Genomic DNA, 24794 nt, shown 5'->3' with positions numbered 1-24794 from the left:
ATGAGCCAGGCGGCACAGAACCTGAACTGGTTGATCACCAACTTCGTGGACAACACCCCGGGGGTGTCCCACACGGTGGTGGTCTCCGCCGACGGACTCCTTCTGGCGATGTCCGAAGGCTTTCCCCGCGACCGCGCCGACCAGCTCGCGGCCGTCGCCTCCGGTCTGACGTCTCTGACGGCAGGCGCCTCCCGGATCTTCGAGGGCGGCAGCGTGAACCAGACGGTTGTGGAGATGGAGCGGGGATTCCTGTTCATCATGTCCATCTCCGACGGTTCCTCGCTCGCGGTTCTCGCACATCCGGAGGCGGACATCGGCCTCGTTGGGTACGAGATGGCCCTTCTGGTCGACCGTGCCGGTACGGTCCTCACACCGGACCTTCGTGCGGAACTCCAAGGGAGCCTGCTCAACTAACGGACGAACGGTGCGGTTTGGCGTCCCGGGGCCGTAAGGTTTCGGGACGCGGCTCCACAGTGATGGATGCCAGGCACAGTCGGAGGAGGAGAAAGTGGCAACACCCCCAGGCGGTTCGTCGTCGGGCAACTGGTCGTACGGTCCCGCACAGGGCCAGAACGACGGTGCCCAGAGCGGGTACGGCTACCCTTCCGCCCCGAACCACCGGCAGCCGTACGCGCCGCAGGGCCCCGGCCCTTCGCCGTACGACCAGCCGCAGGCGCCACGCATCCAGCCCGTGCAGCCGCAGCGTCGCACCCAGGAGCCGTCGCCCGCCGGGTCGACGAACAATCCCCTGGTGCGCCCGTACGCGATGACGGGCGGACGCACCAGGCCGCGGTACCAGCTCGCCATCGAGGCGCTGGTGCACACCACCGCGCAGCCGCACCAGATGCAGGGCCAACTGCCCGAGCATCAGCGGATCTGCAACCTCTGCCAGGAGATCAAGTCGGTGGCCGAGATCTCGGCCCTGCTGACGATTCCCCTCGGCGTGGCCAGGATCCTCGTCGCCGACTTGGCGGAGGCGGGACTGGTCGCCATCCATCAGCCCGGCGGCGACGAGAGCGCCGGCGGCCAGCCAGACGTGACACTGCTCGAAAGGGTGCTCAGTGGACTTCGCAAGCTCTAGCGGCGGTCCTTCCCGCTCCACCACCTCGGCGAAGATCGTGGTGGCGGGTGGCTTCGGCGTGGGCAAGACCACGTTCGTCGGGGCCGTTTCGGAGATCAACCCGCTGCGCACGGAGGCCGTCATGACGTCTGCTTCGGCAGGCATCGACGACCTCACCCACACCGGGGACAAGACGACGACGACGGTCGCCATGGACTTCGGCCGTATCACCCTGGACCAGGACCTGATCCTGTACCTGTTCGGTACGCCCGGTCAGGACCGCTTCTGGTTCATGTGGGACGACCTGGTGCGCGGCGCCATCGGCGCGATCGTGCTGGTGGACACGCGTCGTCTCGCCGACTGCTTCCCCGCGGTCGACTACTTCGAGAACTCCGGGCTGCCGTTCGTGATCGCCCTCAACGGCTTCGACGGGCAGCAGCCGTACAACCCGGACGAGGTCCGGGAGGCACTGCAGATCGGGCCGGACACGCCGATCATCACGACGGACGCGCGGCATCGTGCCGACGCGAAGTCGGCGCTGATCACTCTCGTGGAGCATGCGCTGATGGCCCGCCTCCGCTGACGGCCACCGCCGCCCGCGGGCCGTCGTGCCGCAGGGCGATGGGGTACCCCGAGACACGCAACGCCCCCGCGGCCATCCGGCTGCCGGGGGCCGTCGCATGCCGGGCGCGGGCACGCGGCGGCCGGTCGCGCGGTTCCCCGCACCCCTGACGGGGTCGGTCAGCTGTTCTGCGTGTTCCCTGGTACGGCACGAGGCCCCTCCTGTTCGGTGGAGGGGCCTCGTCGTGCTCGTGGGAAAAGGTCAGCGCCAGCTGTGGGGGGCTCGGAAGCCGTTCTCGCGTTCCAGGCGGCGCCAGCCGGCCCGGGCGCGGCCCCGGTGCGCCGGAGCGGCCGTCGGCGTGGCGGCCCGCGCCAGCAGGATCGCCGTGAGCGCGGCGACCTCCTCCGGCTCCGCGTGGCCCTTCTCGACACGGATGTCAGGTGTGCTCATGGGCGTGCGTCTCCTTACTGGGGCGGGTTGCCGTGCTTGCGGGACGGCAGGTCGGCGTGCTTGGACTGCAGCATCGCCAGCGAACGGATCAGCACCTCACGCGTCTCGGCGGGGTCGATGACGTCGTCGACCAGACCCCGTTCGGCCGCGTAGTAGGGGTGCATGAGCTCGGACTTGTACTCCTTGACCATGCGGGCCCGCATCGCGTCCGGGTCCTCGGCCTCGGCGATCTGCCGGCGGAAGATGACGTTGGCCGCGCCCTCCGCGCCCATCACCGCGATCTCGTTCGTCGGCCAGGCGTAGGTGAGGTCGGCGCCGATGGACTGGGAGTCCATGACGATGTACGCGCCGCCGTACGCCTTGCGCAGGATGAGGGAGATCCGCGGCACGGTGGCGTTGCAGTAGGCGTAGAGCAGCTTCGCGCCGTGCCGGATGATGCCGCCGTGCTCCTGGTCGACGCCCGGGAGGAAGCCGGGGACGTCCAGGAAGGTGAGGATCGGGATGTTGAAGGCGTCGCACATCTGGACGAAGCGGGCGGCCTTCTCGGACGCCTCGATGTCCAGCACACCCGCCAGCGACTGCGGCTGGTTGGCGACGATGCCGACGACCTGGCCGTCCATCCGGGCCATCGCGCAGATGATGTTCCGCGCCCAGCGCTCGTGGACCTCCAGGTACTCGCCGTCGTCGACGATCTCCTCGATGACCTTGGCCATGTCGTACGGCCGGTTGCCGTCGGCCGGCACCAGGTCCAGCAGGACCTCGCTGCGGCGGTCGGCCGCGTCGGAGCTCTCCGCCCGCGGCGGGTTCTCCCGGTTGTTCTGCGGGAGCAGCGACAACAGGTAGCGCACCTCGTGGATGCACGTCTCCTCGTCGTCGTAGGCGAAGTGGCAGACGCCGGAGGTCTCGGCGTGAACGTCCGCGCCACCGAGGCCGTTCTGGGTGATCTCCTCTCCGGTGACCGCCTTGACCACGTCCGGGCCGGTGATGAACATCTGCGAGGTGTCACGGACCATGAACACGAAGTCGGTGAGGGCGGGGCTGTAGGCCGCGCCGCCCGCGCACGGGCCGAGCATCACGCTGATCTGCGGGATGACACCGGAGGCCCTGGTGTTGCGCTGGAAGATGCCGCCGTACCCGGCGAGCGCGGAGACGCCCTCCTGGATGCGGGCGCCGGCGCCGTCGTTCAGCGAGACCAGGGGCGCGCCCGCCGCGATGGCCATGTCCATGATTTTGTGGATCTTGGTGGCGTGGGCCTCGCCCAGCGCACCGCCGAAGATCCGGAAGTCGTGCGCGTAGACGAAGACCGTACGGCCCTCGACCGTGCCCCAGCCGGTGATCACACCGTCCGAGTACGGCTTCTTCTCCTCCAGACCGAAACCCGTGGCCCGGTGCCGGCGCAGCTGCTCGACCTCGCGGAAGGACCCGGGGTCCAGCAGCAGTTCGATGCGCTCCCGCGCGGTCAGCTTGCCCTTGGCGTGCTGCGCCCGGGTCGCCTTCTCGCTCGGGCCGGCCAGTGCCTGGGCACGGATCTCGTGCAGTTCGGCCACGCGTCCGCGCGCGTCGGTCGGCTCACCCGGCGCCTCATCCAAAACGGTCATGTAGTGACCTTACGAAGCACACCGGCGAATGCGAGCCGTCGACTCCTCACAGTCTCCGGCGCGTTTTCCTGGTACCACTGAACAGAACCATGGCGACACGCAGGCGTTCCGACTGCTCAGAGGGCCTCATGCTTGTAGGGGTCACACAAAGACGTCCTCTGAGAGCCACCTCACATTCCCGGGTGGCGCATGCCTCCCCCCGGGTGACGCGCAAGCGCGGCCGGGGGCGGTCGGGCCAGTACTGCCATGGAGTCCGGGGTCTTCGGCACCGTCCGCACCGGGTGGTCCCGGACGGTCTCCCCCGGTTCGCCCGTTCGGGTCGGCCCGCTCACGCAGAGCGTAGCGGGCGTAGGTGATGCCGGCGCCGCGGCGGCGCACCGCGGCCGCGAGGCAGAATCACAAGGCGGGTGTCGAGGGTGGGCCAGAGGCCCTTGAGGTGCCGGCCGACCACCGCGTACTCGCCGTCGGCGGTGGCGCCGACCCGGCCCGTCGCGTTCCGGCGCGCCCCGCTCTGTTCCGGCGCGCCCGCCCGCCGCCGGCCCGGTCGGGCCGGCGGCGGGTGGAGACGGTATGCCGGGCAGGGGGTAGGAGGCGACGGTGGGACAGGACCGGTCGGCGTGCTGGTCGCCGAGACCGCGCGCCCACCAGGAGCCCCTCCCCGCGCCGGGGTGGGAACGCGAGGACCCTGCCCGGGGCCACGGGTCAGCCGAAGCGGTTGAGGAGTCTGCGGTAGAGGTGCGGGGTGAGGGCGCGGACGCGTCCCGGGAGGGTGAGCCAGGGGGGCACGTAGGTGTCGTCGCGGGCGCGGGAGACGGCGTCCCACACGGCGGCCGCGACCCTGCCGGGTGAGGTGGGGCGGGGGCGGGCGCGGTGGTACGGCCTGCCGCGGCGGGCGAAGAAGCCCGTCTCGACCGGACCGGGCACGACGAGGGTCACCCCGACGCCCGTGCCGCGCAGTTCCTGCCGCAGCGCCTCGGCGAACGCGGCCAGTCCCGCCTTGGCGGCGGAGTACACCGCTTCCTCCCGTACGCCGACAACGCCGGCCACGGAGCCGACGAGCACCACCCGGCCCCGGCCGGCCGCCACCATCGCGGGCAGCACCTCCCGCACGAGGTGCAGCGTGGCGTTGAGGTCGAGGAAGAGCACCCGGTCGATGTCGGTGTGCGGCATGGTCAGGAACGGGCCGGCCCAGCCGATGCCCGCCCCGGCGACCAGCACGTCGATGCGTCCGGTCGCCCGCAGCGCCGCCTCCGCGAGCAGCCTCGCCCCCTCCGGGGCGGCGAGGTCGGCGGGCAGGAGGACGGCGGAGGTGCCGGACGCCGTCTCCTCCAGCCGGCGCCGGTCGCGTCCGCTGAGCAGCAGCTGCCAGCCGCCGGCGGCGAAGCGCCGCGCGGTGGCCGCGCCGATGCCGGAGGAGGCGCCGGTGACGAGGACGACGCGCCGGTCGGTGCGCGGGGGCGGCCCGTGGCCGCGTGCCGCCGCGCGGGCGGAGGCCGCGGCCGGGGCGGCACCGCGATCCGGGTCCGCCGGGGGGTCGTAGGTGGAACCGGATCCGGTGGTGGTCACGAGTCGGTCTCCCAGGAGCAGTCGCTGCGGTCCTCATCCAGGACACCCCCGGTACGGCGCGGCGCGCCAGCGCTGGAGCCCGCCGCGGGACGCCCGGCGGGTGCGGGCCGTACCGCGGCCGGGGGCGTGGTGCCCGGCCCTCCCGGCCCGTGGACACCGCGCCGCGGGATCACTCCTGCGGGCGCGGGGTGCGGCCATCCGGGCGTACGCGGGGCCCGGTGTACGGTCCGCCGGGTTACGAAGGGAACACCTTCCGTTTCCGGTCCCTCCGGCCCCCCCGTGACGAGGTCACCCATGCGTCTGCTGCTCGTCCATCCCAGCGCCCTGATGTACTCCGAGATCTTCCTCAGGCTGGAACCCCTGGGTCTGGAGCGGGTGGCGGGCGCCGCCCGGGACGCGGGTCACGAGGTCCGGGTCGTCGACCTCCAGGTGCTCGGCGTGCGGCGGCTGCGCGAGGAGGTGCGGTCCTTCCGGCCGGAGGCGCTCGGCATCTCCCTGAACTACCTGGCGAACATCCCCGAGGCGATCGCGCTGGCCAAGCGGGTGAAGCAGGAGCTGCCGGACTGCTTCGTCTTCCTCGGCGGGCACAGCGTCTCCTTCGTCGCCGAGGAGGTCCTCGACCAGGCGGCGGGCGCCGTCGACGCGGTCGTCCGCGGAGAGGGCGAGCCGGCCATGGCACCCCTGCTGGAGGCGGTGCGCGACGGCGGGGTGGAGGGCGTGCCGGGTGTGGTCACGACGTCCGGACGCGGTCCGGCGCCGCTGATGCTGCACAGCATCGACGGGCCGCTCCCGGCGCGGGACCTGATGCGCAACCGGCGTCGCTACTTCATCGGGGAACTCGATCCGTGCGCCTCGATCGAGTTCACCCGCGGCTGTCCCTGGGACTGCTCGTTCTGCTCGGCGTGGACGTTCTACGGCCGCAGCTACCGCAAGGCCTCTCCGGAGGCGGCGGCGGAGGACCTGGCGAGGATCCGCGAGCCGAACGTGTTCATCGTGGACGACGTGGCCTTCATCCGGCCCGAGCACGGGAACGCCATCGCGGCCGAGGTGGAGCGGCGCCGCATCCGCAAGCGGTACTACCTGGAGACCCGCTCCGACGTCCTGCTGCGCCACCCCGAGGTGTTCGAGCGGTGGGCGCGGCTGGGGCTGCGCTACATGTTCCTCGGCATGGAGGCGATCGACGCCGAGGGGCTCGACCTGTACCGCAAGCGGGTCAGCCCCGACGAGAACCTGAAGGCGCTGGAGACCGCCCGCCGGCTGGGTATCCAGGTCGCGATCAATCTGATCGTGGACCCGGCGTGGGACGAGGAGCGCTTCCGGGTGGTGCGTGAGTTCGCGCTGGCCGTTCCGGAGATCGTGCACTTCACGGTGATGACGCCGTACCCGGGGACGGAGATCTGGCACACCGAGTCGCGCCGGCTCACCACCCGGGACTACCGCCTCTTCGACATCCAGCACGCGGTGGTGCCCACCACGCTGCCGCTGGCCCGGTTCTACGAGGAGCTGGTGCGCACCCAGGCGGTCATCAACCGCAAGCACCTGGGGGTGCGCACGGCGTTCGGCGCGGCGCGGGTGCTCGCCCGGAATCTGGCGCACGGGCAGACGAACTTCGCCCGGATGCTGTGGAAGTTCAACCAGGTGTACAACCCGCGCAGGCAGCTCGCCGACCACGCCCGTCCGGTGCGTCACGAGCTGCCGCTCCCGCAGCGTCTCGACGTCGGCGACCGGCGCATGCTGTACGTGCACACGCGGGACGGCGGACGGGGCGCGCCGGCCCGCTCACCGCGGCGGTAGCCGGGCAGGCGTGTGCCGGTGGTGCGGTCGGGAACCCGGCCGTCGAGCGCGAACGGCGCCGCCTCTGCCCGGGTTGCCGGGCCCTTCACGGCCAGGTCCGCGCTGTTCAGGGGTTCATTCGCGCCACGTTCCCGAAAGATGTTGAACTTTGAAGGGAATGAGTCTACGGTGGGTCGTGTTCAGTTAGTTGAACATTCAACGTGATCTCCCAGGAGGAACACCATGGGCATCTTCAGCCGCAAGCACGACGAGACCGCCGCCGCCACCACCCCCGCCGAGGTGAACCCGGACCTGGCCGCGGTGACCGGTGAGTACGAGATCGACCCGGCGCACACCACGATCGGTTTCGTCGCCCGCCACGCGATGGTCACCAACGTCAAGGGCGGCTTCCAGGACTTCACCGGCACGCTGCACCTCGACGGCACGGACCCGTCCAGGTCCACGGCCACCATCGACGTCGTGATGGACAGCATCGACACGGGCAACGCCGACCGTGACGGCCACCTGAAGAGCTCCGACTTCTTCAAGACCGACGAGTTCCCGACGATGACCTTCCGCACCACCAAGGCGGAGGCCCTCGGCGGCGACGACTACCGCATCACCGGTGACCTGACCGTCCTCGGCACCACCAAGCCGCTCACCATCGACCTGGAGTTCAACGGCGCCGCGACCGACCCCTTCGGCAACCAGCGCGTCGGCTTCGAGGGCACGGCGGAGATCCTGCGCTCCGAGTGGGGCCTGACCTGGAACGCGGCGCTGGAGACGGGTGGCGTCCTGGTCTCCGACAAGATCAAGCTGAACTTCGACATCTCGGCGATCCGCAAGGCCTGACGCCGGCCCCGGCGCCCCGCGGGGCGCCACCCCTGAGCGCGCCCGCCCAGCCCCGTACGGGGAGGGCGGGCGCTCGGCGTTCCAGCGGCCCCGGCCCTTCGACGGCGCCCCTATGCGGGCGGCCTTGGTGCATCATGACGGGCATGACCGTCACCGGCGCCACACACCCGCAGCACGACCGGATCGCCGTCGTGGAGTACGAGAACCTGCCGGGCCACCCCGGCCCCTGGGCCGCGCTGTGCGCTTGACTGCGTGAGCGGGGCGTCGACTGGATGCCGTTCACGCCGGCCGAGCTGGGCTTCGACCACGCCTGCGGCCGGGACGGGGACGGCCGGTGGCACGGGTGGATCACCGTGACGGTGGACGCCGGAGCACTGCGGCGGCTGGGACTGGACCCCGCCAGGACCGGCACCGCCCCGGGCGGCGGCCCGCCGCCACCGGCGTGGTGGCACGCCGCCGGTGAGCGTTATGCGAGGGAGCGCGGATGGCCCCGGCAGGACCGGTGACCCGCGCCTCGCGTCCGGGCTCGCGGAGGAACCGTCCGGGACCGGCCGTTCAGAAGCCGCCGCCCCCGAAGTCCCCGCCGCCCCCGAAGTCCCCGCCGCCGAAGCCGCCCCCGCCGAAGTCACCGCCGAAGTCGCCCCCGTCGAAGTCGGCGCCGGAGACGTCACCGCCGCCGAAGTCGCCGTAACCGGCGCCGTAGTCGGCCGCGTAGCCGGGGCCGGCCATCATGCCGCCGAGCATGGTGCCGACGAGCAGGCCGGGCAGCAGGCCGCCGCCGAAGTAGCCGCCGGCCCAGGGGCCGTACGCGGGGCCGGCCTCCCAGTACGGACGGCGGCCGTACTCGGTGTCGACCTCGCGGACCGCGGGGTCGGCGCCGTCGGCGAGCCGGGCCCGGTCGGCCGCGCACACCGGGACCTGGCGCTCGGCGCCGCCCGGGGGCGTCCAGGTGGCGTCGGCGACGGAGGGGCCGTGCCGCGGGTCGAAGAAGCAGGGCGGGCGGCGCTCGGGCAGCGGACGCCCGTCGCGGCGGGCGTCGAGCCGGGCCAGGGCGTAGCGGCCGTCCTCCACCGCCTGGGTGACGGCCCGCACGTCCTCCGGTTTCCGGGCCGCGGCCATGTACGACTTGGACTGCTCGTAGGCGTCCAGCGCGTGTGCGTAGTCCGCGCGCATGGCGTCGTCCGCGCCGGGCTCGCCCGGGTGGAAGTCGAGCCGGTCGAGCTCCTCGCCGAAGGCGGTGATGTCCTCGTCGACCACGACCCGCAGCTTCTCCAGCGCGGCCCGCTGCTCCTCCTCGTGCCGGCGCCGGTTGCGGCGGGTCACCGCGTACACGCCCGCGCCGCCGGCCGCCAGCACCGCGCCGACGGTGATCAGCCCGCCGACGGGGACCTCACCGGACCCGTCGGTCCAGGAGCCCGGCGCGCCGCCGCCGGTGTTGCGCAGGGCGCTGTCGACGAAGTCGTTCAGCTGGGCCTTGGCGTCCCCGGCGCCCTGCACGGACGTGACGAGGTTGCGCACGCCCTGCCGGCTCAGCACGCTGCTGTCGGCGCGTGCGTCGAACTCGCCGCCGAGCCGGACGCCGTACAGACCGGTCACGCCGGTCTCGGTGCGCAGGTTCCCGAAGAGGTTCTGGGTCGGGTAGTCCGCGGGGAGGACCGCGATGAAGATCGGTTTGTCGGCGTCCTCGATCTTGTCGGCGAGCGCCTCGGCGTCGGACTGCGCGAGGATGTCCCGGGCCTCGGGATCGACGTAGACGGGACTCTCACGGAGCTTCTCGGCGACCACCGAGATGTCCGTGGCCGCCTGCGCGCCCGGCGCCCCGGCCATCAGGACCGCCAGAGCGGCGGCCACCGGCACGATCAGCAGGCGTACGAGAGTACGCGTCAGCGCGACCTTCATACCTACAAAGTAACCCGAACGGCTCAAAACAGACATGCGGACCGGCAGGGATTCCGGGGGCGTATCCCTGCCGGGGCCGGACGGGCGGTGGCTACGCGGCCGGTTCCACGCCCGCTCGCAGCAAGCCGTACGTGTACGCGTCCTCCAGCGCCTGCCAGGACGCGGCGATGACGTTGTCCGCGACCCCCACCGTCGACCACTCGTCCGCTCCGTCGGAGGTGGAGATCAGGACCCGGGTCGTGGACTGGGTGCCGTGCTTGCCCTCGAGGATGCGGACCTTGTAGTCGACCAGCTCGAACTCGGCCAGCTGGGGGTAGATCCGTTCCAGGGCGACCCGCAGGGCGCGGTCCAGCGCGTTGACCGGGCCGTTGCCCTCCGCGGTGGCGACGATCCGCTCGCTCTTGGCCCACAGCTTGACGGTGGCCTCGTTGGCGTGGCTGCCGTCGGGGCGGTCCTCGACGATCGCGCGCCAGGACTCGACGTCGAAGTACTTCAGCGGCCCGCCCTCGGCCTCCGCCCTGAGCAGCAGTTCGAAGGAGGCGTCGGCGGCCTCGTACGTGTAGCCCTTGAGCTCGCGCTCCTTGACCCGCTCCACGACCCGGCCGACCAGTTCGCGGTCGCCGCCGAGGTCGATGCCGAGCTCCTTGCCCTTGAGCTCGATGGAGGCGCGGCCGGCCATGTCGGAGACCAGCATCCGCATGGTGTTGCCGACCTGCTCGGGGTCGATGTGCTGGTACAGGTCCGGATCGACCTTGATCGCGGAGGCGTGCAAGCCCGCCTTGTGCGCGAAGGCGGAGACCCCGACGTACGGCTGGTGGGTGGAGGGGGTGAGGTTGACGACCTCGGCGATGGCGTGCGAGATCCGGGTCATCTCGCGCAGGCGGCCGTCCGGGAGGACCTTCTTGCCGTACTTCAGCTCCAGGGCCGCGACCACGGGGAACAGGTTGGCGTTGCCGACCCGCTCGCCGTAGCCGTTGGCGGTGCACTGGACGTGGGTGGCACCCGCGTCGACGGCCGCCAGGGTGTTGGCGACCGCGCAGCCGGTGTCGTCCTGGGCGTGGATGCCGAGCCGGGCACCGGTGTCGGCGAGCACGGTGGCGACCACGGCCTGGATCTGGGCGGGGAGCATGCCGCCGTTGGTGTCGCACAGGACGACGACGTCGGCTCCGGCCTCGGAGGCGGCGCGGACGACCGACGTGGCGTACTCGGGGTTGGCGCGGTAGCCGTCGAAGAAGTGCTCGCAGTCGACGAAGACGCGGCGGCCCTGGGCCGTGAGGTGGGCGACCGTGTCGCGGACCATCGCCAGGTTCTCGTCGAGGGTGGTGCGCAGGGCGAGCTCGACATGGCGGTCGTGGGACTTGGCGACCAGCGTGATCACCTCGGCGCCGGAGTCGAGCAGCGCCTTGACCTGGAGGTCCTGGTCCGCGGTGGTACCGGCGCGGCGGGTGGCACCGAAGGCGACCAGCGTCGCGTGCCGGAACTCGATCTCCTTGCGGGCGCGGGCGAAGAACTCGGTGTCCCGGGGGTTCGCACCGGGCCAGCCGCCCTCGATGAATCCCACGCCGAACTCGTCCAGGTGCCGTGCGATGGCCAGCTTGTCGGCGACGGTGAGGTTGATGCCCTCACGCTGGGCGCCGTCACGCAGGGTGGTGTCGAAGACGTGGAACGAGTCGTCGGGCTCACTGGTTGCGGTCATGGTCTGAAGGCTCCTGATATTGATCTCGGTCTACCGGAATGACCGGTTCCACCGTTCTCCCATGGTCCCTCACGCTCGTCCCCCGGCTGTGGTGGGGCCAGGAAACAGAAAAACCCCTCGCGGGTGCGAGAGGTCTGCGCGCGGGTCGAGGACGACGGTGTCCGCCCGTACGGTGTGGTACGTGGCGGTCACTGCGGACCGGCGCGCCTGCTGCCAATAATCGTGGCGAACGAGAGCACGGGGGAAGTGTGGCACAGAGCGTCCCCGTGCTCACGATCCGTCTCAGGATGCGGGCGGTGGGTGGCCGGGCGCGGACGGCGGACGCAGCCGTCCGCGGGGTGGGTACCGGTGGGAACCCGGTCACCCGGTGGGCGGGCGCTCACGGGGACACGACCCGCCAGCGCCCGGCCGACACCTACGCCAGCTTGTGCATCCAGCCGTGCTTGTCCTCGGCCGTGCCCCGCTGGATGTCGAGCAGCGCCTGCCGCAGGCGGACGGTGACCTCGCCCGGCTCACCCCCGCTCTGCTGCCACTGGGCGCCGACCCGCTTGACCGTGCCCACCGGGGTGATGACGGCGGCCGTGCCGCAGGCGAAGACCTCGGTGAGGCTGCCGTTCTCGGAGTCGCGCTGCCACTGCTCGACGGAGACCCGCTCCTCGACGGCCTCGTAGCCGAGGTCGCGGGCGACGGCGAGGAGGGAGTCACGGGTGACGCCCTCCAGGATGGAGCCGGTGAGGGTGGGGGTGACGATTCTGTCGCCGTACACGAAGTAGAGGTTCATGCCGCCCAGTTCCTCGACCCACGTGTGCTCCACGGCGTCGAGGTAGCAGACCTGGTCGCAGCCCTTGGCGGCCGCCTCGGCCTGGGCGAGCAGGGAGGCGGCGTAGTTGCCGCCGGTCTTGGCGTCGCCCATGCCGCCGGGGACGGCGCGGACGCGGTCCTCGGAGACCCAGATGGAGACCGGCTTCACGCCGCCCGGGAAGTAGGCGCCGGCCGGGGAGGCGATGACCAGGAACAGGTACTCGTTGGCGGGCTTCACACCCAGCCCGACCTCGGTCGCGATCATGAACGGGCGCAGGTAGAGGGACTCCTCGCCGCCGTGCTCCGGCACCCACGCCTTGTCCTGGGCGACCAGGGCGTCGCACGCCTCGATGAAGGTCTCGACCGGCAGCTCCGGCATGGCCAGGCGCCGGGCGGAGCGCTGGAAGCGTTCGGCGTTCTTCTCGGGGCGGAACGTGGCGACGGAGCCGTCGGGCCGGCGGTACGCCTTGAGTCCCTCGAAGATCTCCTGCGCGTAGTGCAGGACGGTGGTCGCCGGGTCGAGGGAGATCGGGGCGTACGGGACGAGCTGGCCGTCGTGCCAGCCGCGGCCCTCGGTCCACTTGATCGTCACCATGTGGTCGGTGAAGTGGCGGCCGAAACCGGGGGCGGCCAGGATCGCCTCGCGCTCCGCGTCGGAGAGCGGGTGGGCCGAGGGCTTGAGCTCGATCGTGGGCGTCGTCATGAGTGGGTGTCCTTCACCGGTTGTAGTGACGGGCCGCGCACACGTCCCCGCACTGGCCGGTGGCCAATGCCGGGACGTCCGAGCATTCCCTCATTCCGCGGCTCCGCGTTCGATTATCGCCCGTGGGCGACGGCGGACGAAACGAGGTGTTTGCGGCCCGGTGGTCGATGGTGGCACCCGGCGGTGGACAGGGGGAAGCCGCCGGGCGCGGATGCGACCCGGCGGCTTCGAGTGGTGTCGAGGAGGCGCGCCGGGTCAGCCGGCTACTCGCGCGGCGAGGGCGTCGCCGATCTCCGAGGTGGTGCGGGCGGGCAGATCACCGCGCTCCGCGAGGTCGGCGGAGACGGCGGCCTCGATGCGGGCGGCCTCGGCGTCGTGGCCGAGGTGGCGCAAGAGGAGGGCGACGGACAGGACCGTGGCGCTGGGGTCGGCCTTGCCCTGGCCGGCGATGTCCGGGGCCGAGCCGTGCACGGGCTCGAACATGGACGGGAACGTGCCGGAGGGGTTGATGTTCCCGCTGGCGGCGACGCCGATGCCGCCGGAGACGGCCGCGGCGAGGTCGGTGATGATGTCACCGAAGAGGTTGTCGGTGACGATGACGTCGAACCGGGCCGGGTCGGTGACCAGGTAGATCGTCGCGGCGTCGACGTGGATGTAGTCGGTGGTGACCTCGGGGTACTCCCCGGCCACCTTGTTGAAGACGTTCGTCCACAGGTGGCCGGCGAAGGTCAGCACGTTGTTCTTGTGGACCAGGGTGAGCTTCTTGCGCGGACGGGCATGGGCGCGGGCGAAGGCGTCGCGGACCACGCGCTCGACACCGAAGGCCGTGTTGACCGAGACCTCGGTGGCGACCTCGTGCTCGGTGCCCTTGCGGATGGTGCCGCCGTTGCCGGTGTAGGGGCCCTCGGTGCCCTCGCGGACCACGACGAAGTCGATCTCCGGCTGGCCGGCGAGCGGGGTGGCCACACCGGGCAGGAGTTTGCTCGGCCGCAGGTTGACGTGGTGGTCGAAGGCGAAGCGGAGCTTGAGCAGGAAGCCGCGCTCGAGGACGCCGGAGGGGACCGACGGGTCGCCGATGGCGCCGAGCAGGATGGCGTCGTGCCGCTTCAGCTCGTCGAGGTCGGCGTCGGTGAGGGTCTCACCGGTGGCGTGGTAGCGCTTGGCGCCGAAGTCGTAGTCCTTGGTCTCCAGCTTCACATCCTGCGGAAGGACGGCGGAGAGGACCTTCAGGCCTTCGGCCACGACCTCCTGGCCGATGCCGTCACCGGGGATCACTGCGAGATTGATGCTGCGAGACATGCGGGCACCCTACTCCTCGTCCCACGGGATGACATGGGGCGTCCGGCATACGGACGCCCGGGCGGGTCAGTGGCCGGTCGAGCCACCGTTGTCCCTGCGGTCGAGGGCGCGCTGGAGGGCGGCTGCGGCGTTCTTGCGGTCGGACTCGCTCGCGCGGGAGGTGTGACGGACGCGGCGGCGCAGGGTCGTCTCGGCCATGGGTGATCGACTCCTTCGGGACGTGCGGGCGGGAGCGCGCGGAGGGCTGCGGGACGCCGGAAGGGGCGGGGAGTCCGGGACCGCAGGGGGTGACCTGCACGAGGGTCCGGCTCACGACCGCCATTCGCTGGATCGAGCGAGACGTTCGGCTCCTACAAAAGTAGGGGCGTACAGGGCGTCTGTCTGCACAATTACTTGGGCTTCCTACTATCTGAGACGGTGGACTGCGTCACACCGGCCTGACCTGGGCTTTTCGCCGGACGGGCTCAGAGGACGTCGCCGTCGCGCCAGTCGAAGACCAGTTCCCCGGTGAGGTCGGCGGGCACCGGCCACACATAGGTGGACCCCTCCTCGTCCGGCAGCCGGACGACCCCGTCAGGACCGAGCGCGCCGATCCGCCCCTCCCAGGCCCGCCAGCCGCGGGCCGCGTAGAGCGCAGCGCCGTCGTCGCTCGCGGACAGCGCGCCGAGGTCGTAGGCACGGGTGACAACGCCTTCCAGGGCGGCCATCACCGCGCCACCGAACCCCTGTCGCCGTACGTCGTGGCGGACGGCGACCCCCTCGACGTATCCGGTGCGCAGCCAGCGCCTCCCGAACCGCACCCGCCGCATCACGACCGCGCCGTGGGCGGCGAGCCCCCGCCCGTCCCGGACCAGGGCGTGGACGCCGCCCAGGGTGTGGTCCCAGTCCTCGTCGCCGAAGTCGCCGTCGAACGCCTCGTACAGCAGGGAGCGCACGGCGAGCAGTTCGAGGGGGGCGAGTTCCCAGGTGTGGGCGGTGCGGACGTCCGCGGCGGTGGTCATCCGGCCAGTATCGCGGCGGCCGGAGCCGCGGGAACACGAACGGGCCAGGTCGGGGGGTGACCTGGCCCGTTCGCGATCGGGGTGGGCGTCAGCCCATGTGCGGGTACGTGTAGTCGGTCGGCGGGACCAGGGTCTCCTTGATGGCGCGGGTCAGGGTCCAGCGCATCAGGTTCTGCGGCGCACCGGCCTTGTCGTTGGTGCCGGAGGCACGGCCGCCGCCGAAGGGCTGCTGGCCGACGACGGCGCCCGTCGACTTGTCGTTGATGTAGAAGTTGCCGGCCGCGTAGCGCAGCTTGTCCATCGTGTACGCCGCCGCGGCGCGGTCGTTCGCGATGACGGAGCCGGTCAGCGCGTAGTCCGACACCGACTCCATCTGGGTCAGCATCTCGTCGTACTTCTCGTCCTCGTAGACGTGCACGGCGAGGATCGGGCCGAAGTACTCGGTGCGGAACACCTCGTTCTCCGGGTCGTCGCACTCGATCACCGTCGGGCGGACGAACCAGCCGACCGAGTCGTCGTAGGAGCCGCCCGCGACGATCGTGCAGGACGGGTCCTCCTGCGCGCGGTCGATCGCGGCCTTGTTCTTGGCGAAGGACCGCTCGTCGATGACGGCGCCCATGAAGTGGGACAGGTCGGTGACGTCACCCATCGCGATGCCGTCCACCTCGGCCGCGAACTCCTCCTTGAAGCCGGAGTTCCAGATCGACGCCGGGACGTAGGCGCGGGAGGTGGCGCTGCACTTCTGGCCCTGGTACTCGAAGGCGCCGCGGGTCAGCGCGGTCTTCAGGACGGCGCGGTCGGCGCTCGGGTGGGCGACGAGGAAGTCCTTGCCGCCGGTCTCGCCGACGAGCCGCGGGTAGGTGCGGTACTTCTCGATGTTGTTGCCGACCGTCTTCCACAGGTGCTGGAAGGTCCTGGTCGAGCCGGTGAAGTGGATGCCGGCCAGGTCCCGGTGCTCCAGGGCCACCTCGGAGACGGCGAGACCGTCGCCGGTGACGAGGTTGATGACGCCCTTGGGCAGACCGGCCTCCTCCAGGAGCCGCATCAGCAGCACGGCGGCGTGGGTCTGGGTGGGGGACGGCTTCCAGACCACCACGTTGCCCATCAGCGCGGGCGCGGTGGGCAGGTTGGCCGCGATGGCACTGAAGTTGAACGGGGTGATCGCGTAGACGAAGCCCTCCAGCGGGCGGTGGTCCATGCGGTTCCACACGCCCGGGGAGTTGGCCGGGGGCTGCTCGGCGAGGATGCCGCGCGCGTAGTGCACGTTGAAGCGCCAGAAGTCGACCAGCTCACAGGGGCTGTCGATCTCGGCCTGCTGGGCGGTCTTGGACTGGCCGAGCATGGTGGAGGCGGCGATGGTCTCGCGCCAGGGGCCGGCCAGCAGCTCGGCCGCGCGCAGGATGATCGCGGCGCGGTCGTCGAAGGACGTGGCACGCCAGGCGGGAGCGGCGGCCAGGGCCGCGTCGATGGCGTCCTGGGCGTCCTGCCGGGTGGCGTTGGCGTAGGTGCCCAGGCGGGCCTTGTGGTTGTGCGGCTGCACGACGTCGAAGCGCTCGCCGCCGCCCATGCGCTTCTCGCCGCCGATGGTGCAGGGCAGGTCGACCGGGTTGTCGGCCAGCTCCTTGAGCTTGGCCTCCAGCCGGGAACGCTCGGGCGTACCGGGGGCGTAGCCGTGCACCGGCTCGTTGACGGGGGTGGGGACCTGGGTCACAGCGTCCATGGGTTCCAGAACTCCTTGTCTGAGCGGTGTGGTGTCAGCCCTTGGGGGTGATCGGATGGCGGGCGGAGAACCGGAGGTCGCCCGGCCGCTCCGCGGGACGGCGCGTGTTCGCGTCAGTCATGACTGATCATGCTCCGCAGGAAGAAGCCCAGGTTGGCGGGCTTCTCGGCGAGACGGCGCATGAAGTAGCCGTACCAGTCGGTGCCGTAGGCGGTGTAGACGCGCATACGGTGACCCTCGGCGGCCAGCCGCATGTGTTCCTCGCCGCGGATGCCGTAGAGCATCTGGAACTCGTACTCGTCGGGCTTTCGTCCGGCGGTGCGGGCCAGTTCCTGGGCGATGGAGATCAGACGCGGGTCGTGCGACCCGATCATCGGGTAACCGTCGCCCTCCATCAGCGTCCGCAGGATCCGCACGTACGCCTTGTCGATCTCGTGCTTGTGCTGGTGGGCGACCTCCGCGGGCTCCTTGTAGGCGCCCTTCACCAACCGTACGCGACTGCCGGCGGCGGCGAGGCGGCGCGCGTCCTCCGCGGTGCGGAAGAGGTAGGCCTGGATGACGCAGCCCGTCTGCGGGAAGTCCTTCCGCAGCTCCTCGTGGATGGCGAACATCGAGTCGAGGGTGGTGTGGTCCTCGGCGTCGAGGGTGACCGTGGTGCCGATCTCCGCGGCGGCCTCGACGACCGGGCGGACGTTGGCGAGCGCCAGCTCGTGGCCGCCGGGGAGCGCCTGGCCGAACATCGACAGTTTCACCGACATCTCGGCGCGGGTGCCGAGCTCCAGCGGCCGAAGCCGGCCGATCAGCTCCAGGTACGCGTCGCGCGCGGCGGCGGCCTGCTCGGGGGTGGTGATGTCCTCGCCGACGACGTCCATGGTGAGTTCGAGGCCGTTGCCGGTGAGCTCCCGGACGATGGGCAGGATCTCGTCGACGGTCTCGCCCGGGATGAACCGGTCCACGACCTGTTTGGTCACCGGGGCCGCCGAGATCAGGCGTCGCATCCGGTCGCTGCGCGACGCGGCGAGAATCACGGGACCCAGCACGGGGCACCTCCACAAGCTGCGAGAGGCCGTCACCCGACTTTTCGGGTACGACACGGAGAACCACCGTGAAACCTACGGATGCCCCCGATCGTCGGCCATCGACAGCTGTCACGCATCCGTGCCGCGGATCTCAGACAGATGTATGAAGATCTCGGGGTCGTGCGGCAGAATGCCCGGGTGACGTCGGAACACAGGGACGACTACCAGGAACTGGTGGACGAGATCTCGGAGCTGCTGGGCGCTCCGGCGACCCTGGAGAACCGCGACTTCGAACTGATCGCGTTCGGGGCGTACGACAGCGAGGGCGACCTCGACCCGTCCGTGCTGGACCCGGTGCGCACCCGCTCGATCCTGACCCGCCGTTCGACGGCCGCCGTGCGTGCCTGGTTCGAGGGTTTCGGCATCACGCGCGCGACCGGTCCGGTGCGCATCCCGCGCACCCCGGAGGCGGGCGTGCACCGCGGACGCGTCTGCCTCCCGGTACGCCACCGCGGTGTCGTGCTCGGCTACGTCTGGCTGCTCGACTACGATCCGGGACCCTCCGCGCAGCAGCTGGACGCGGCCATGCGGGTGACGGCTCGGATCGGCGCGCTGCTCGCGGACGAGGCGCAGCACGGCGCCGACCTCACGCGCGAGCTGCGGGCGGTGCTGACGGCGGAGCGGGACTGGCAGCGGGAGATGGCAGTGGCCGAGCTGCGCACCGCCCTCGGCCGCCGCGCCGACGGCCCGCACACGGTGGTCTGTGTCGCCCCCTGGCCCTCCGCCGGCCCCGAGGACGCCCCGTCGGTGCGTACGGTGCCGGGGGCGACGGCACTGTGCACCCTGCCGTGGAGCGGCGGGGGGACGGCCTCCCACGCCCTCGGTGCCGCGGGCGAGTGCCTGGCCCTGGCCCTGCTGCTGCGGCTGCGTTCGCCCGACGTACCCGCCCCGGCGACGACGGCCGCCGCACGGCTGCTGGAGCGGGCGCGGTACGGCGGCCCGGGCGGTGGCCCGCCGGTGGCCGCCGGGATCGCGGCACCCCGCGCGGGCCTCACCGACCTGGGCAGGGCCTGGGAGGAGGCCTCGGCGTCGGCGCGGGCGGCCCTGGCCGAACCCGGGCTCGGACCGGTGGCCCAGTGGGCGTCGATCGGCCCCTTCCGCCTGCTGACCGCGCTGCCCCCGGGGGCCGCCCACGATCCCGCCGTCGGCCCGCTGCTCTCCCCCGCGCAGACGGAACTGGCCCGCACCGCCGAGGTCTACCTCGACTGTGCGGGCCAGGCCGGCCGGACGGCCGCCGAACTGGGCATCCACCGGCAGACCCTCTACTACCGCCTGTCCCGGATCGAGAAGCTCACGGGCCTGGACCTGGACGACGGCGAGGACCGTCTGCTGCTGCACATGGCGCTCAAGGCGGCACGCCTGTGACCGCTGCGTACGGCAGCCCCGGTCAGGTGCGGTAGGCGTAGTACGCGGCGTTCGGGTACGAGGCGATGATGCTCTCGACCGACCGGCGGTGGGTGTTGGTGGAGTGGTAGCTCAGGTACGGCACGCCCCGCGCGCTGCGGTACGTGACGATCATCGTGTGGTCCTTGGACCCGTCCCGGTCGAAGTCCACCTGCAGCACGTCGCCGATGTCCAGCTGGTACACGTTGGCGAGGCTGGTGGCGCGCGCGGAGTTCAGCGCGAACCACGACCACTCGTTGACCCCGATGAACGAGTGCGACTGGATGTCGGCGTTGCCGAACCACCGGGTGTAGTCGTACACGTAGCCGGGCACGTGCTTCCAGCCGCCCGCCTTCAGGGCCTGGCTGACGAAGTTCGTGCAGTCACCGCCGGCGCCCTGCCCGTCGAAGCTCGGGTAGTCCGGGTTGTAGTCCCGCCAGTGCTTCTCCGCGTAGGCCGCCATCGCCTTGTAGTCGTACGCACCGCCCGTGAGGTCCTTGGGGGCGGCCGGCGCGGGCCGGGTGATGGCCGCCCGCGGGGACGACGGCGTGGTGGTGGCGGCGGTGGGCGCGGCGGCGGGAGCGGAGGCGACGGGCGCGGGATCGACCGTCGGCTGCGCCGGCTGGTTGACCGCGAGCTGGTCGTCGTCGGCCTCGCGGATGCCGGTCAGACGCCAGTTGCCGCGCCGGTCGGCCTGGAAGGTCAGCTGGTGGTCCGCCTGGAACCCGGTCGTCCTCGGTTCGTCGCCGCGGACCTTCCGGTACGTCAGCGTCGTGGTCTCGGTGACGGTGACGACGGCCTTGCGGCCGCTGACACGGGTGCGGTTCAGCGTGACCGTGGTGTCGGCCGCGCTGTACCTCTCGCCGTGCTTCGCGAGCCGCTGCCTGCGGTCGGCGAGCCGGTCCAGGGCCTGGTCCTCGGTGCGGGCCGCCCCGGAGGACAGTGCGACCCTGCCCGAGAAGCCGTCGGTCATCGGCTTCTTCCTGCCGGGCCTGTCGACCAGCGCGTCGGTGCGGTCGGTGAAGACCGCTTCGGCCAGTCGCTGGAACGTCGCCTTGGTGCGCGCGTCCACCTCCCGCTCGGTGGTGGTGGACGCGCCCGCACTCCAGTTGGGCAGCAGCGCCGCTCCCGCGACGGCCGAGGCGGCGGCCGCCGTGAGTATGGTCGCGCGACGCCGCGTACGGCGCAGCCTTCTTGACTTCACTGAAGCTCCCCTCTTCCCGGCGGAAGGTGCCGGGGTAAGCGGAGTTTCGCACGCCGCATGTGACCGTTGTGAAGAGGGTGGGGCCCCCGGCCACAAGGGAGTTACCGGACTGTCACTTCACGACCGTGGACCAGTTCGGGGACTGCGCCGGGTCCAGGGCGCGCAGCCGCTGCAGCGTGGCCGGGTCCTGGGCGTCCATCCAGTCGGCGAGCTCCCTGAACGACACGCACTCGACGTCCTTCTTGGGGCACACGGTCTTGATGACCTCTTCGACGGCCTTCATGTAGATCCCGCCGTTCCACTCCTCGAAGTGGTTGCCGATGAACAGCGGGGCCCGGCTGCCGAAGTAGACGCGGTTGAAGCCCGCCATGTAGGTGTCGATCGTCTCCTGCTGCCACCGCGGGTACTGGGACGGGTCTCCGTCGGTCTCCCCGTCGGACTGGTTGTAGAGGAAGTTGAAGTCCATGGACAGTCCCTGGTACTTGCCGCCCTCGTAGGGGAGCATCTGGAGCGGGAAGTCCCAGATGCCATCCTTCTTCACCGGCCAGATCTGGAAGTCACCGGCGGAGCTGGCGTCGTAGCGCCAGCCGTACCCCTCGGCCGCCTTCAGCAGGTTGGCCTGACCTTCCAGGCAGGGGGCACGGCCGCCGATGACCTCCTTCTCGATGTCGAAGGGCAGCGGCTCGATGTCGGTGAAGCCGGTGTTGGTCTTCCACTTCTTCACGAAGCCGTAGAACTGGTCGATCTCGCTCTTCCACTCCGCCACACTCCAGTCGCCGCCGCCCTTGGGGCCGCAGAAGTGGCCGTTGAAGTGGGTGCCTATCTCGTGCCCTTCCTTCCAGGCACCGGACAGCTGCTCCAGGGTGGTGCGGATGTGCTCGTCGGTGGGAAGGCTGATCGCCGCGCTGCCGGTGGGGTGCTGCGGCGGGTCGTACAGGTCCTTCTTGCTCTTCGGCAGCAGGTAGATGCCCGTGAGGAAGAAGGTCATACGAGCGTCGTACTTCCTGGCCGTCTCCCGGAAGTGGGCGAAGAGCCCGTCGTCGCCCTGGAGCGCGCCGTCCCAGGAGAAGACGACGAACTGCGGCGGTTTCTGACCGGGCTTGAGCCGCTCCACCGTGAACTTCTTCTTCTGGGGGCCCGTGTAGGACGTCGATCCGTCACCGATCACCTTGACCTTGCCGTCCCACTCCGGCTCCTCGGTCGCCCGCGCCGCGGACCGCTGCCCTCTGTCGCCCTTGCCGGACGCCGTCGGGACAGTGGTGTCGTCTCCGGAGAGCGCCAGGTAGCCGATGACGAGGGAGGCGACCACGAGGGCCGCCGTCAGGGTGAGGAGGTGTCGGCGGGTGGGACGGCGAGGGGCTCGGGCCTTGCGGCGGCGACCCGACGGCTGCTTCATCTGCGGCTCGACCTCTTGGGGCAGGGGACGGGGGGCTGGTGCGATGGCTGGTGCGGTGCGGCTTCCGGGCGCACCGGTGACTCAGCCGCCTGGTCGCTGAGCACTCGACCAGATGCCGTACGGGACGCCGGCGGCCGGTGTGCCGCCCAGGCCCTCCAGGGGCAGGGGTTCGAGGCTCTCGCTCAGATCGATGCGGTAGACGACCACCGCGGTGGTCGTCTTCTCCAGGCTGCCGACGTACCAGGCGGCGGTGTCGTCCTCGGTGGTGCCCACCTTGCCGGCGGCCCCGGCCGGAGCGTCCCCGTGGGCGGTGCGGTAGGCGTCGGTCAGGGCGGCCTGGACCTCGCGCGCGGTGGCGGCGCTCACCGCACGGCGGACGGCCGGCCGGGGGAGGTGCACCCGGTGGCCTCCCCGGGTGATCTTCCGTACCGAGTACGGCTCGGTGTGCACTCCCCCGGCGACGAACGTGGCGTGCCCGCTGGCCATGCGGATGGCGCTGGGTGTCGCGCTGCCCGTGGCCAGGGCGGGCACCTGGGCACCGATGCTGGAGGGAAGCAGCCCCGCGGCCTCGGCGGTGGCCCGCACCTTGTCCAGCCCGGTGTCCATGCCCAGTTGCATGAACGGGGTGTTGACGGACAGGGCCAGCGCCCGGCGCAGGGAGATCCGGCCGTGGGACTTGCCGCCGTCGTTGCGCGCGGCGACCTTCCGGCCGCTGCGGTCCCAGTAGGGGCCCTCGGGCGTGGTGACGGGGACCTTGTCGTCACCGTTGTAGATGCTCTCGCCGGTCACCGGCGTGCGCTCGCCGTCGCGGGTCTTGCGCACCCCGTGCTCCAGACCCGCGGCGTACACGAACGGCTGGAACGCCGAGCCCGCCGGGACGGTGCTCGCGTTGGACTCGTTGTAGCCCTGTTTGCGGTGGTCGGGGCCACCGTGGACGGCGAGGATCCGGCCGTCGGCGGCGACGGAGGCGGCACCGTAGTGGGCGGCCGCGGCTGCCTTCGGATGGTCCTTGCGGCCCTTCTCGCGAGCCGCCGCGACGGCCTTGGTGAGGCGGTCCTCACGCTGCTTGTCGAACGTCGTGTAGATCTGGTAGCCGCCGAGGTCGAAGTCCCTGTCGGAGAGCTTCGCGGTCTTCTTGACGTACTGGGAGGCGAGTTCCACCAGGTAGTCGCTCTGCTCACCGGTGGCGTACAGCGGGTTGCTCTTCAGCGGCTCGGGGAACGTCCGGAACCCGTCGCGCTCCTCGGCGGACAGCCTGCCGATCGTCACCATCCGGTCGAGGGTCCACGACCACCGCTCCACCGCCCGCTCGCGGTTGGCCGCGCTGAGCGTGGGGTCGTACAGGCCGGCTCCCTTGAGCAGGGAGGCGAGGAAGGCGCCCTCGCTGGCGTCCAGTTCCTGCACCTCCTTGCCGTAGTAGGCCTGCGCGGCGCGCTGGATGCCGTAGGTGCCGCGGCCGTACCAGCTGGTGTTCAGGTACCCCTCGAGGATCTCGTCCTTGCTCATCTCGTTGTCGAGCTTGAGCGCGATCATCGCCTCGTCGAATTTGCGTCCGAGCGTCCGGTCCTGGTTGAGGTAGACGTTCTTGACGTACTGCTGGGTGATGGTGGAGCCGCCCTCGGTGTCGCCCTGGCCGAAGGTGCGCAGGAGGGCGCGCGAGATGCCCTTCATGGAGATGCCGGGGTCGCTGTAGAAGCTGTCGTTCTCCGCGGCGAGCACCGCCCAGCGGACGTCCTCGGGGATCTCGTCCAGCGGCATCGCCTGCCGCTGCACCCAGCCGGTACGGGCCATCGGAGTGCCGTCGGCCCAGAAGTACACGTTGTCCTGCTGGGTGGCGTGGGTGTTGAGGTCGTCCGGGATGTCGGTGGTGGCGTAGGCGACCACCAGGAACAGGGTGCTCAGGGTGAAGGAGGCGAGGAAGCCCCCGAGCGTCTGCCGCCACGAGGGGATCCAGCGGCGCCACCCCGCGCGCCCCGGCCGGGGATAGTGCGGGCGCAGCCGGCGGGCGTGGGGACCGAGCAGGGCGGCGACGGGACCGAGGATGGGCTCCAGCCGGGCGGCGACGGGACGGAGGGCGCGCTCCAGCCGGGCGCGGAGCACCGGGGCGGTGCGGGAAGCGGGGCGGCGGGCGGCACGGCGCGAGGGCCGGGCTTCCCCCGTGCCCCGCTCGGGTATGCCGCCCTCGGGTATGCCGCCCTCGGGCACGCGCAGTTGCATGGTCTCGTCGGCCGCCGCGGCCGTGGCCGCCCGCACCTGCTCGACCCCGAGCTGCATGGTGGCGTCGGGCGCGGCGGGCTCCGCCTCACCGTCCCCATCGCCCTTGGCCAGCTGAGCGGCTCGGGCAGCCGCGGAAGCCCGCAGCTCCTCGACCCCCAGTTGCATGGTGGCGTCGGGAGAGGGGGGCAGCCTCTCGCTGTCCCCCTCGTCCCCGTCCCCCTGTCCGACCCGGGTCATGCCCGTGCCCCCCTCCGCACTTCGTGCGGTCGCCGGGGCGACCGCACGAACATACGAGAGCCGAAGTCCCCGACCGAGTCACCGGCCACGGATCCGCTCTCCCCCGTCTCTACGACAACACAATGCACACAGACTATTAACTGTCTGACCATATAAGTTCGAGAGGGCTCGCAGGGGGGTTGTCAGGGAGGCCCTCATCACCTGACCGGTCCGGGAGAGCGTGCTCCCGCTGCTGGTCTCCATGGACGTGTCCGTGCTCTGCTTCGCGGTCCCCGAGATCAGCGCGGACCTGGAGCCG

The 24794-nt window shown here is 71.3% G+C and carries 21 protein-coding genes; 7 read left to right on the top strand and 14 right to left on the bottom strand.

Features of this window, described 5'->3' with window-relative positions; all coding sequences use genetic code 11:
• The 3 genes from ACZ6A9_RS24365 to ACZ6A9_RS24355 all read left to right on the top strand — a co-directional run bounded on the left by ACZ6A9_RS24365 (position 1) and on the right by ACZ6A9_RS24355 (position 1643).
• The gene (locus ACZ6A9_RS24365) at positions 1 to 414 is read left to right on the top strand and encodes a roadblock/LC7 domain-containing protein (protein ID WP_033321188.1); all 414 of its coding nucleotides are present in this window, start codon (positions 1 to 3) and stop codon (positions 412 to 414) included.
• Positions 415 to 508: 94 nt separating this feature from the next.
• Positions 509 to 1081: a DUF742 domain-containing protein gene (locus tag ACZ6A9_RS24360; protein ID WP_468988918.1), complete on the top strand. Its 573-nt coding sequence runs from the start codon at positions 509 to 511 to the stop codon at positions 1079 to 1081.
• Positions 1062 to 1643: a GTP-binding protein gene (locus tag ACZ6A9_RS24355; protein ID WP_009314218.1), complete on the top strand. Its 582-nt coding sequence runs from the start codon at positions 1062 to 1064 to the stop codon at positions 1641 to 1643. The genes ACZ6A9_RS24360 and ACZ6A9_RS24355 overlap by 20 nt, the downstream gene beginning before the upstream one ends.
• A 240-nt stretch (positions 1644 to 1883) precedes the next feature.
• On the opposite strand, the gene ACZ6A9_RS24350 is transcribed toward ACZ6A9_RS24355, so the two are convergent.
• The 3 genes from ACZ6A9_RS24350 to ACZ6A9_RS24340 all read right to left on the bottom strand — a co-directional run bounded on the left by ACZ6A9_RS24350 (position 1884) and on the right by ACZ6A9_RS24340 (position 5236).
• On the bottom strand, positions 1884 to 2072 hold the full coding sequence (locus ACZ6A9_RS24350; protein ID WP_468988915.1) for an acyl-CoA carboxylase subunit epsilon: 189 nt from the start codon (positions 2070 to 2072) through the stop codon (positions 1884 to 1886).
• 14 nt (positions 2073 to 2086) lie between these two features.
• The gene (locus ACZ6A9_RS24345) at positions 2087 to 3670 is read right to left on the bottom strand and encodes an acyl-CoA carboxylase subunit beta (protein WP_228967257.1); all 1584 of its coding nucleotides are present in this window, start codon (positions 3668 to 3670) and stop codon (positions 2087 to 2089) included.
• A gap of 702 nt (positions 3671 to 4372) precedes the next feature.
• The gene (locus ACZ6A9_RS24340) at positions 4373 to 5236 is read right to left on the bottom strand and encodes an SDR family NAD(P)-dependent oxidoreductase (RefSeq protein ID WP_468988912.1); all 864 of its coding nucleotides are present in this window, start codon (positions 5234 to 5236) and stop codon (positions 4373 to 4375) included.
• A gap of 294 nt (positions 5237 to 5530) precedes the next feature.
• Here ACZ6A9_RS24340 and hpnR point away from each other — a divergent pair, with 294 nt between their 5' ends.
• The 3 genes from hpnR (at position 5531) to ACZ6A9_RS24325 (ending at position 8367) form a co-directional block, all read left to right on the top strand.
• The gene (hpnR, locus tag ACZ6A9_RS24335; RefSeq protein ID WP_468988909.1) at positions 5531 to 7030 is read left to right on the top strand and encodes a hopanoid C-3 methylase HpnR; all 1500 of its coding nucleotides are present in this window, start codon (positions 5531 to 5533) and stop codon (positions 7028 to 7030) included.
• Positions 7031 to 7252: 222 nt separating this feature from the next.
• Entirely contained in the window at positions 7253 to 7861 is a 609-nt protein-coding gene (locus ACZ6A9_RS24330) for a YceI family protein (RefSeq protein WP_468988907.1), read from the top strand.
• Between the two features lie 272 nt (positions 7862 to 8133).
• Positions 8134 to 8367: a hypothetical protein gene (locus tag ACZ6A9_RS24325; protein ID WP_468988904.1), complete on the top strand. Its 234-nt coding sequence runs from the start codon at positions 8134 to 8136 to the stop codon at positions 8365 to 8367.
• Between the two features lie 49 nt (positions 8368 to 8416).
• On the opposite strand, the gene ACZ6A9_RS24320 is transcribed toward ACZ6A9_RS24325, so the two are convergent.
• The 8 genes from ACZ6A9_RS24320 to ACZ6A9_RS24285 form a co-directional block, all read right to left on the bottom strand.
• Complete coding sequence (locus ACZ6A9_RS24320; protein ID WP_468988902.1) at positions 8417 to 9760, bottom strand: hypothetical protein; 1344 nt, start codon at positions 9758 to 9760, stop codon at positions 8417 to 8419.
• A gap of 91 nt (positions 9761 to 9851) precedes the next feature.
• Positions 9852 to 11456, bottom strand: coding sequence for a citramalate synthase (gene cimA / locus ACZ6A9_RS24315; protein WP_468988901.1), 1605 nt, complete (start codon positions 11454 to 11456; stop codon positions 9852 to 9854).
• Between the two features lie 415 nt (positions 11457 to 11871).
• Positions 11872 to 12960, bottom strand: coding sequence for a branched-chain amino acid aminotransferase (locus tag ACZ6A9_RS24310; protein ID WP_468988899.1), 1089 nt, complete (start codon positions 12958 to 12960; stop codon positions 11872 to 11874).
• 255 nt (positions 12961 to 13215) lie between these two features.
• On the bottom strand, positions 13216 to 14259 hold the full coding sequence (locus tag ACZ6A9_RS24305; RefSeq protein ID WP_468988896.1) for a 3-isopropylmalate dehydrogenase: 1044 nt from the start codon (positions 14257 to 14259) through the stop codon (positions 13216 to 13218).
• Between the two features lie 66 nt (positions 14260 to 14325).
• Entirely contained in the window at positions 14326 to 14457 is a 132-nt protein-coding gene (locus ACZ6A9_RS24300; RefSeq protein WP_468988894.1) for a hypothetical protein, read from the bottom strand.
• A gap of 266 nt (positions 14458 to 14723) precedes the next feature.
• Entirely contained in the window at positions 14724 to 15260 is a 537-nt protein-coding gene (locus ACZ6A9_RS24295; protein WP_468988892.1) for a GNAT family N-acetyltransferase, read from the bottom strand.
• 88 nt (positions 15261 to 15348) lie between these two features.
• Complete coding sequence (pruA, locus tag ACZ6A9_RS24290) at positions 15349 to 16980, bottom strand: L-glutamate gamma-semialdehyde dehydrogenase (RefSeq protein WP_468988889.1); 1632 nt, start codon at positions 16978 to 16980, stop codon at positions 15349 to 15351.
• 113 nt (positions 16981 to 17093) lie between these two features.
• Positions 17094 to 18020 (bottom strand): proline dehydrogenase family protein, encoded by a 927-nt coding sequence (locus tag ACZ6A9_RS24285; RefSeq protein ID WP_468988887.1) that lies wholly within the window; start codon positions 18018 to 18020, stop codon positions 17094 to 17096.
• Positions 18021 to 18158: 138 nt separating this feature from the next.
• Here ACZ6A9_RS24285 and ACZ6A9_RS24280 point away from each other — a divergent pair, with 138 nt between their 5' ends.
• On the top strand, positions 18159 to 19424 hold the full coding sequence (locus ACZ6A9_RS24280) for a PucR family transcriptional regulator (protein ID WP_468988884.1): 1266 nt from the start codon (positions 18159 to 18161) through the stop codon (positions 19422 to 19424).
• A 22-nt stretch (positions 19425 to 19446) separates the two neighbouring features.
• On the opposite strand, the gene ACZ6A9_RS24275 is transcribed toward ACZ6A9_RS24280, so the two are convergent.
• The 3 genes from ACZ6A9_RS24275 to ACZ6A9_RS24265 all read right to left on the bottom strand — a co-directional run bounded on the left by ACZ6A9_RS24275 (position 19447) and on the right by ACZ6A9_RS24265 (position 24316).
• Positions 19447 to 20646, bottom strand: a complete 1200-nt coding sequence (locus ACZ6A9_RS24275; protein WP_468988883.1) for an amidase domain-containing protein — start codon at positions 20644 to 20646, stop codon at positions 19447 to 19449.
• 112 nt (positions 20647 to 20758) lie between these two features.
• A complete protein-coding gene (locus tag ACZ6A9_RS24270; RefSeq protein WP_468988881.1) occupies positions 20759 to 22042 on the bottom strand; it encodes a polysaccharide deacetylase family protein in 1284 nt (427 codons plus the stop codon).
• A gap of 81 nt (positions 22043 to 22123) precedes the next feature.
• Positions 22124 to 24316: a transglycosylase domain-containing protein gene (locus tag ACZ6A9_RS24265; protein ID WP_468989306.1), complete on the bottom strand. Its 2193-nt coding sequence runs from the start codon at positions 24314 to 24316 to the stop codon at positions 22124 to 22126.
• Positions 24317 to 24794: the final 478 nt, after the last annotated feature.

Source organism: Streptomyces sp. NPDC041124, assembly GCF_055592385.1.
The sequence above is the reverse complement of the archived record's forward strand: the minus strand, read 5'-3'. Positions and strand labels throughout refer to the sequence as shown.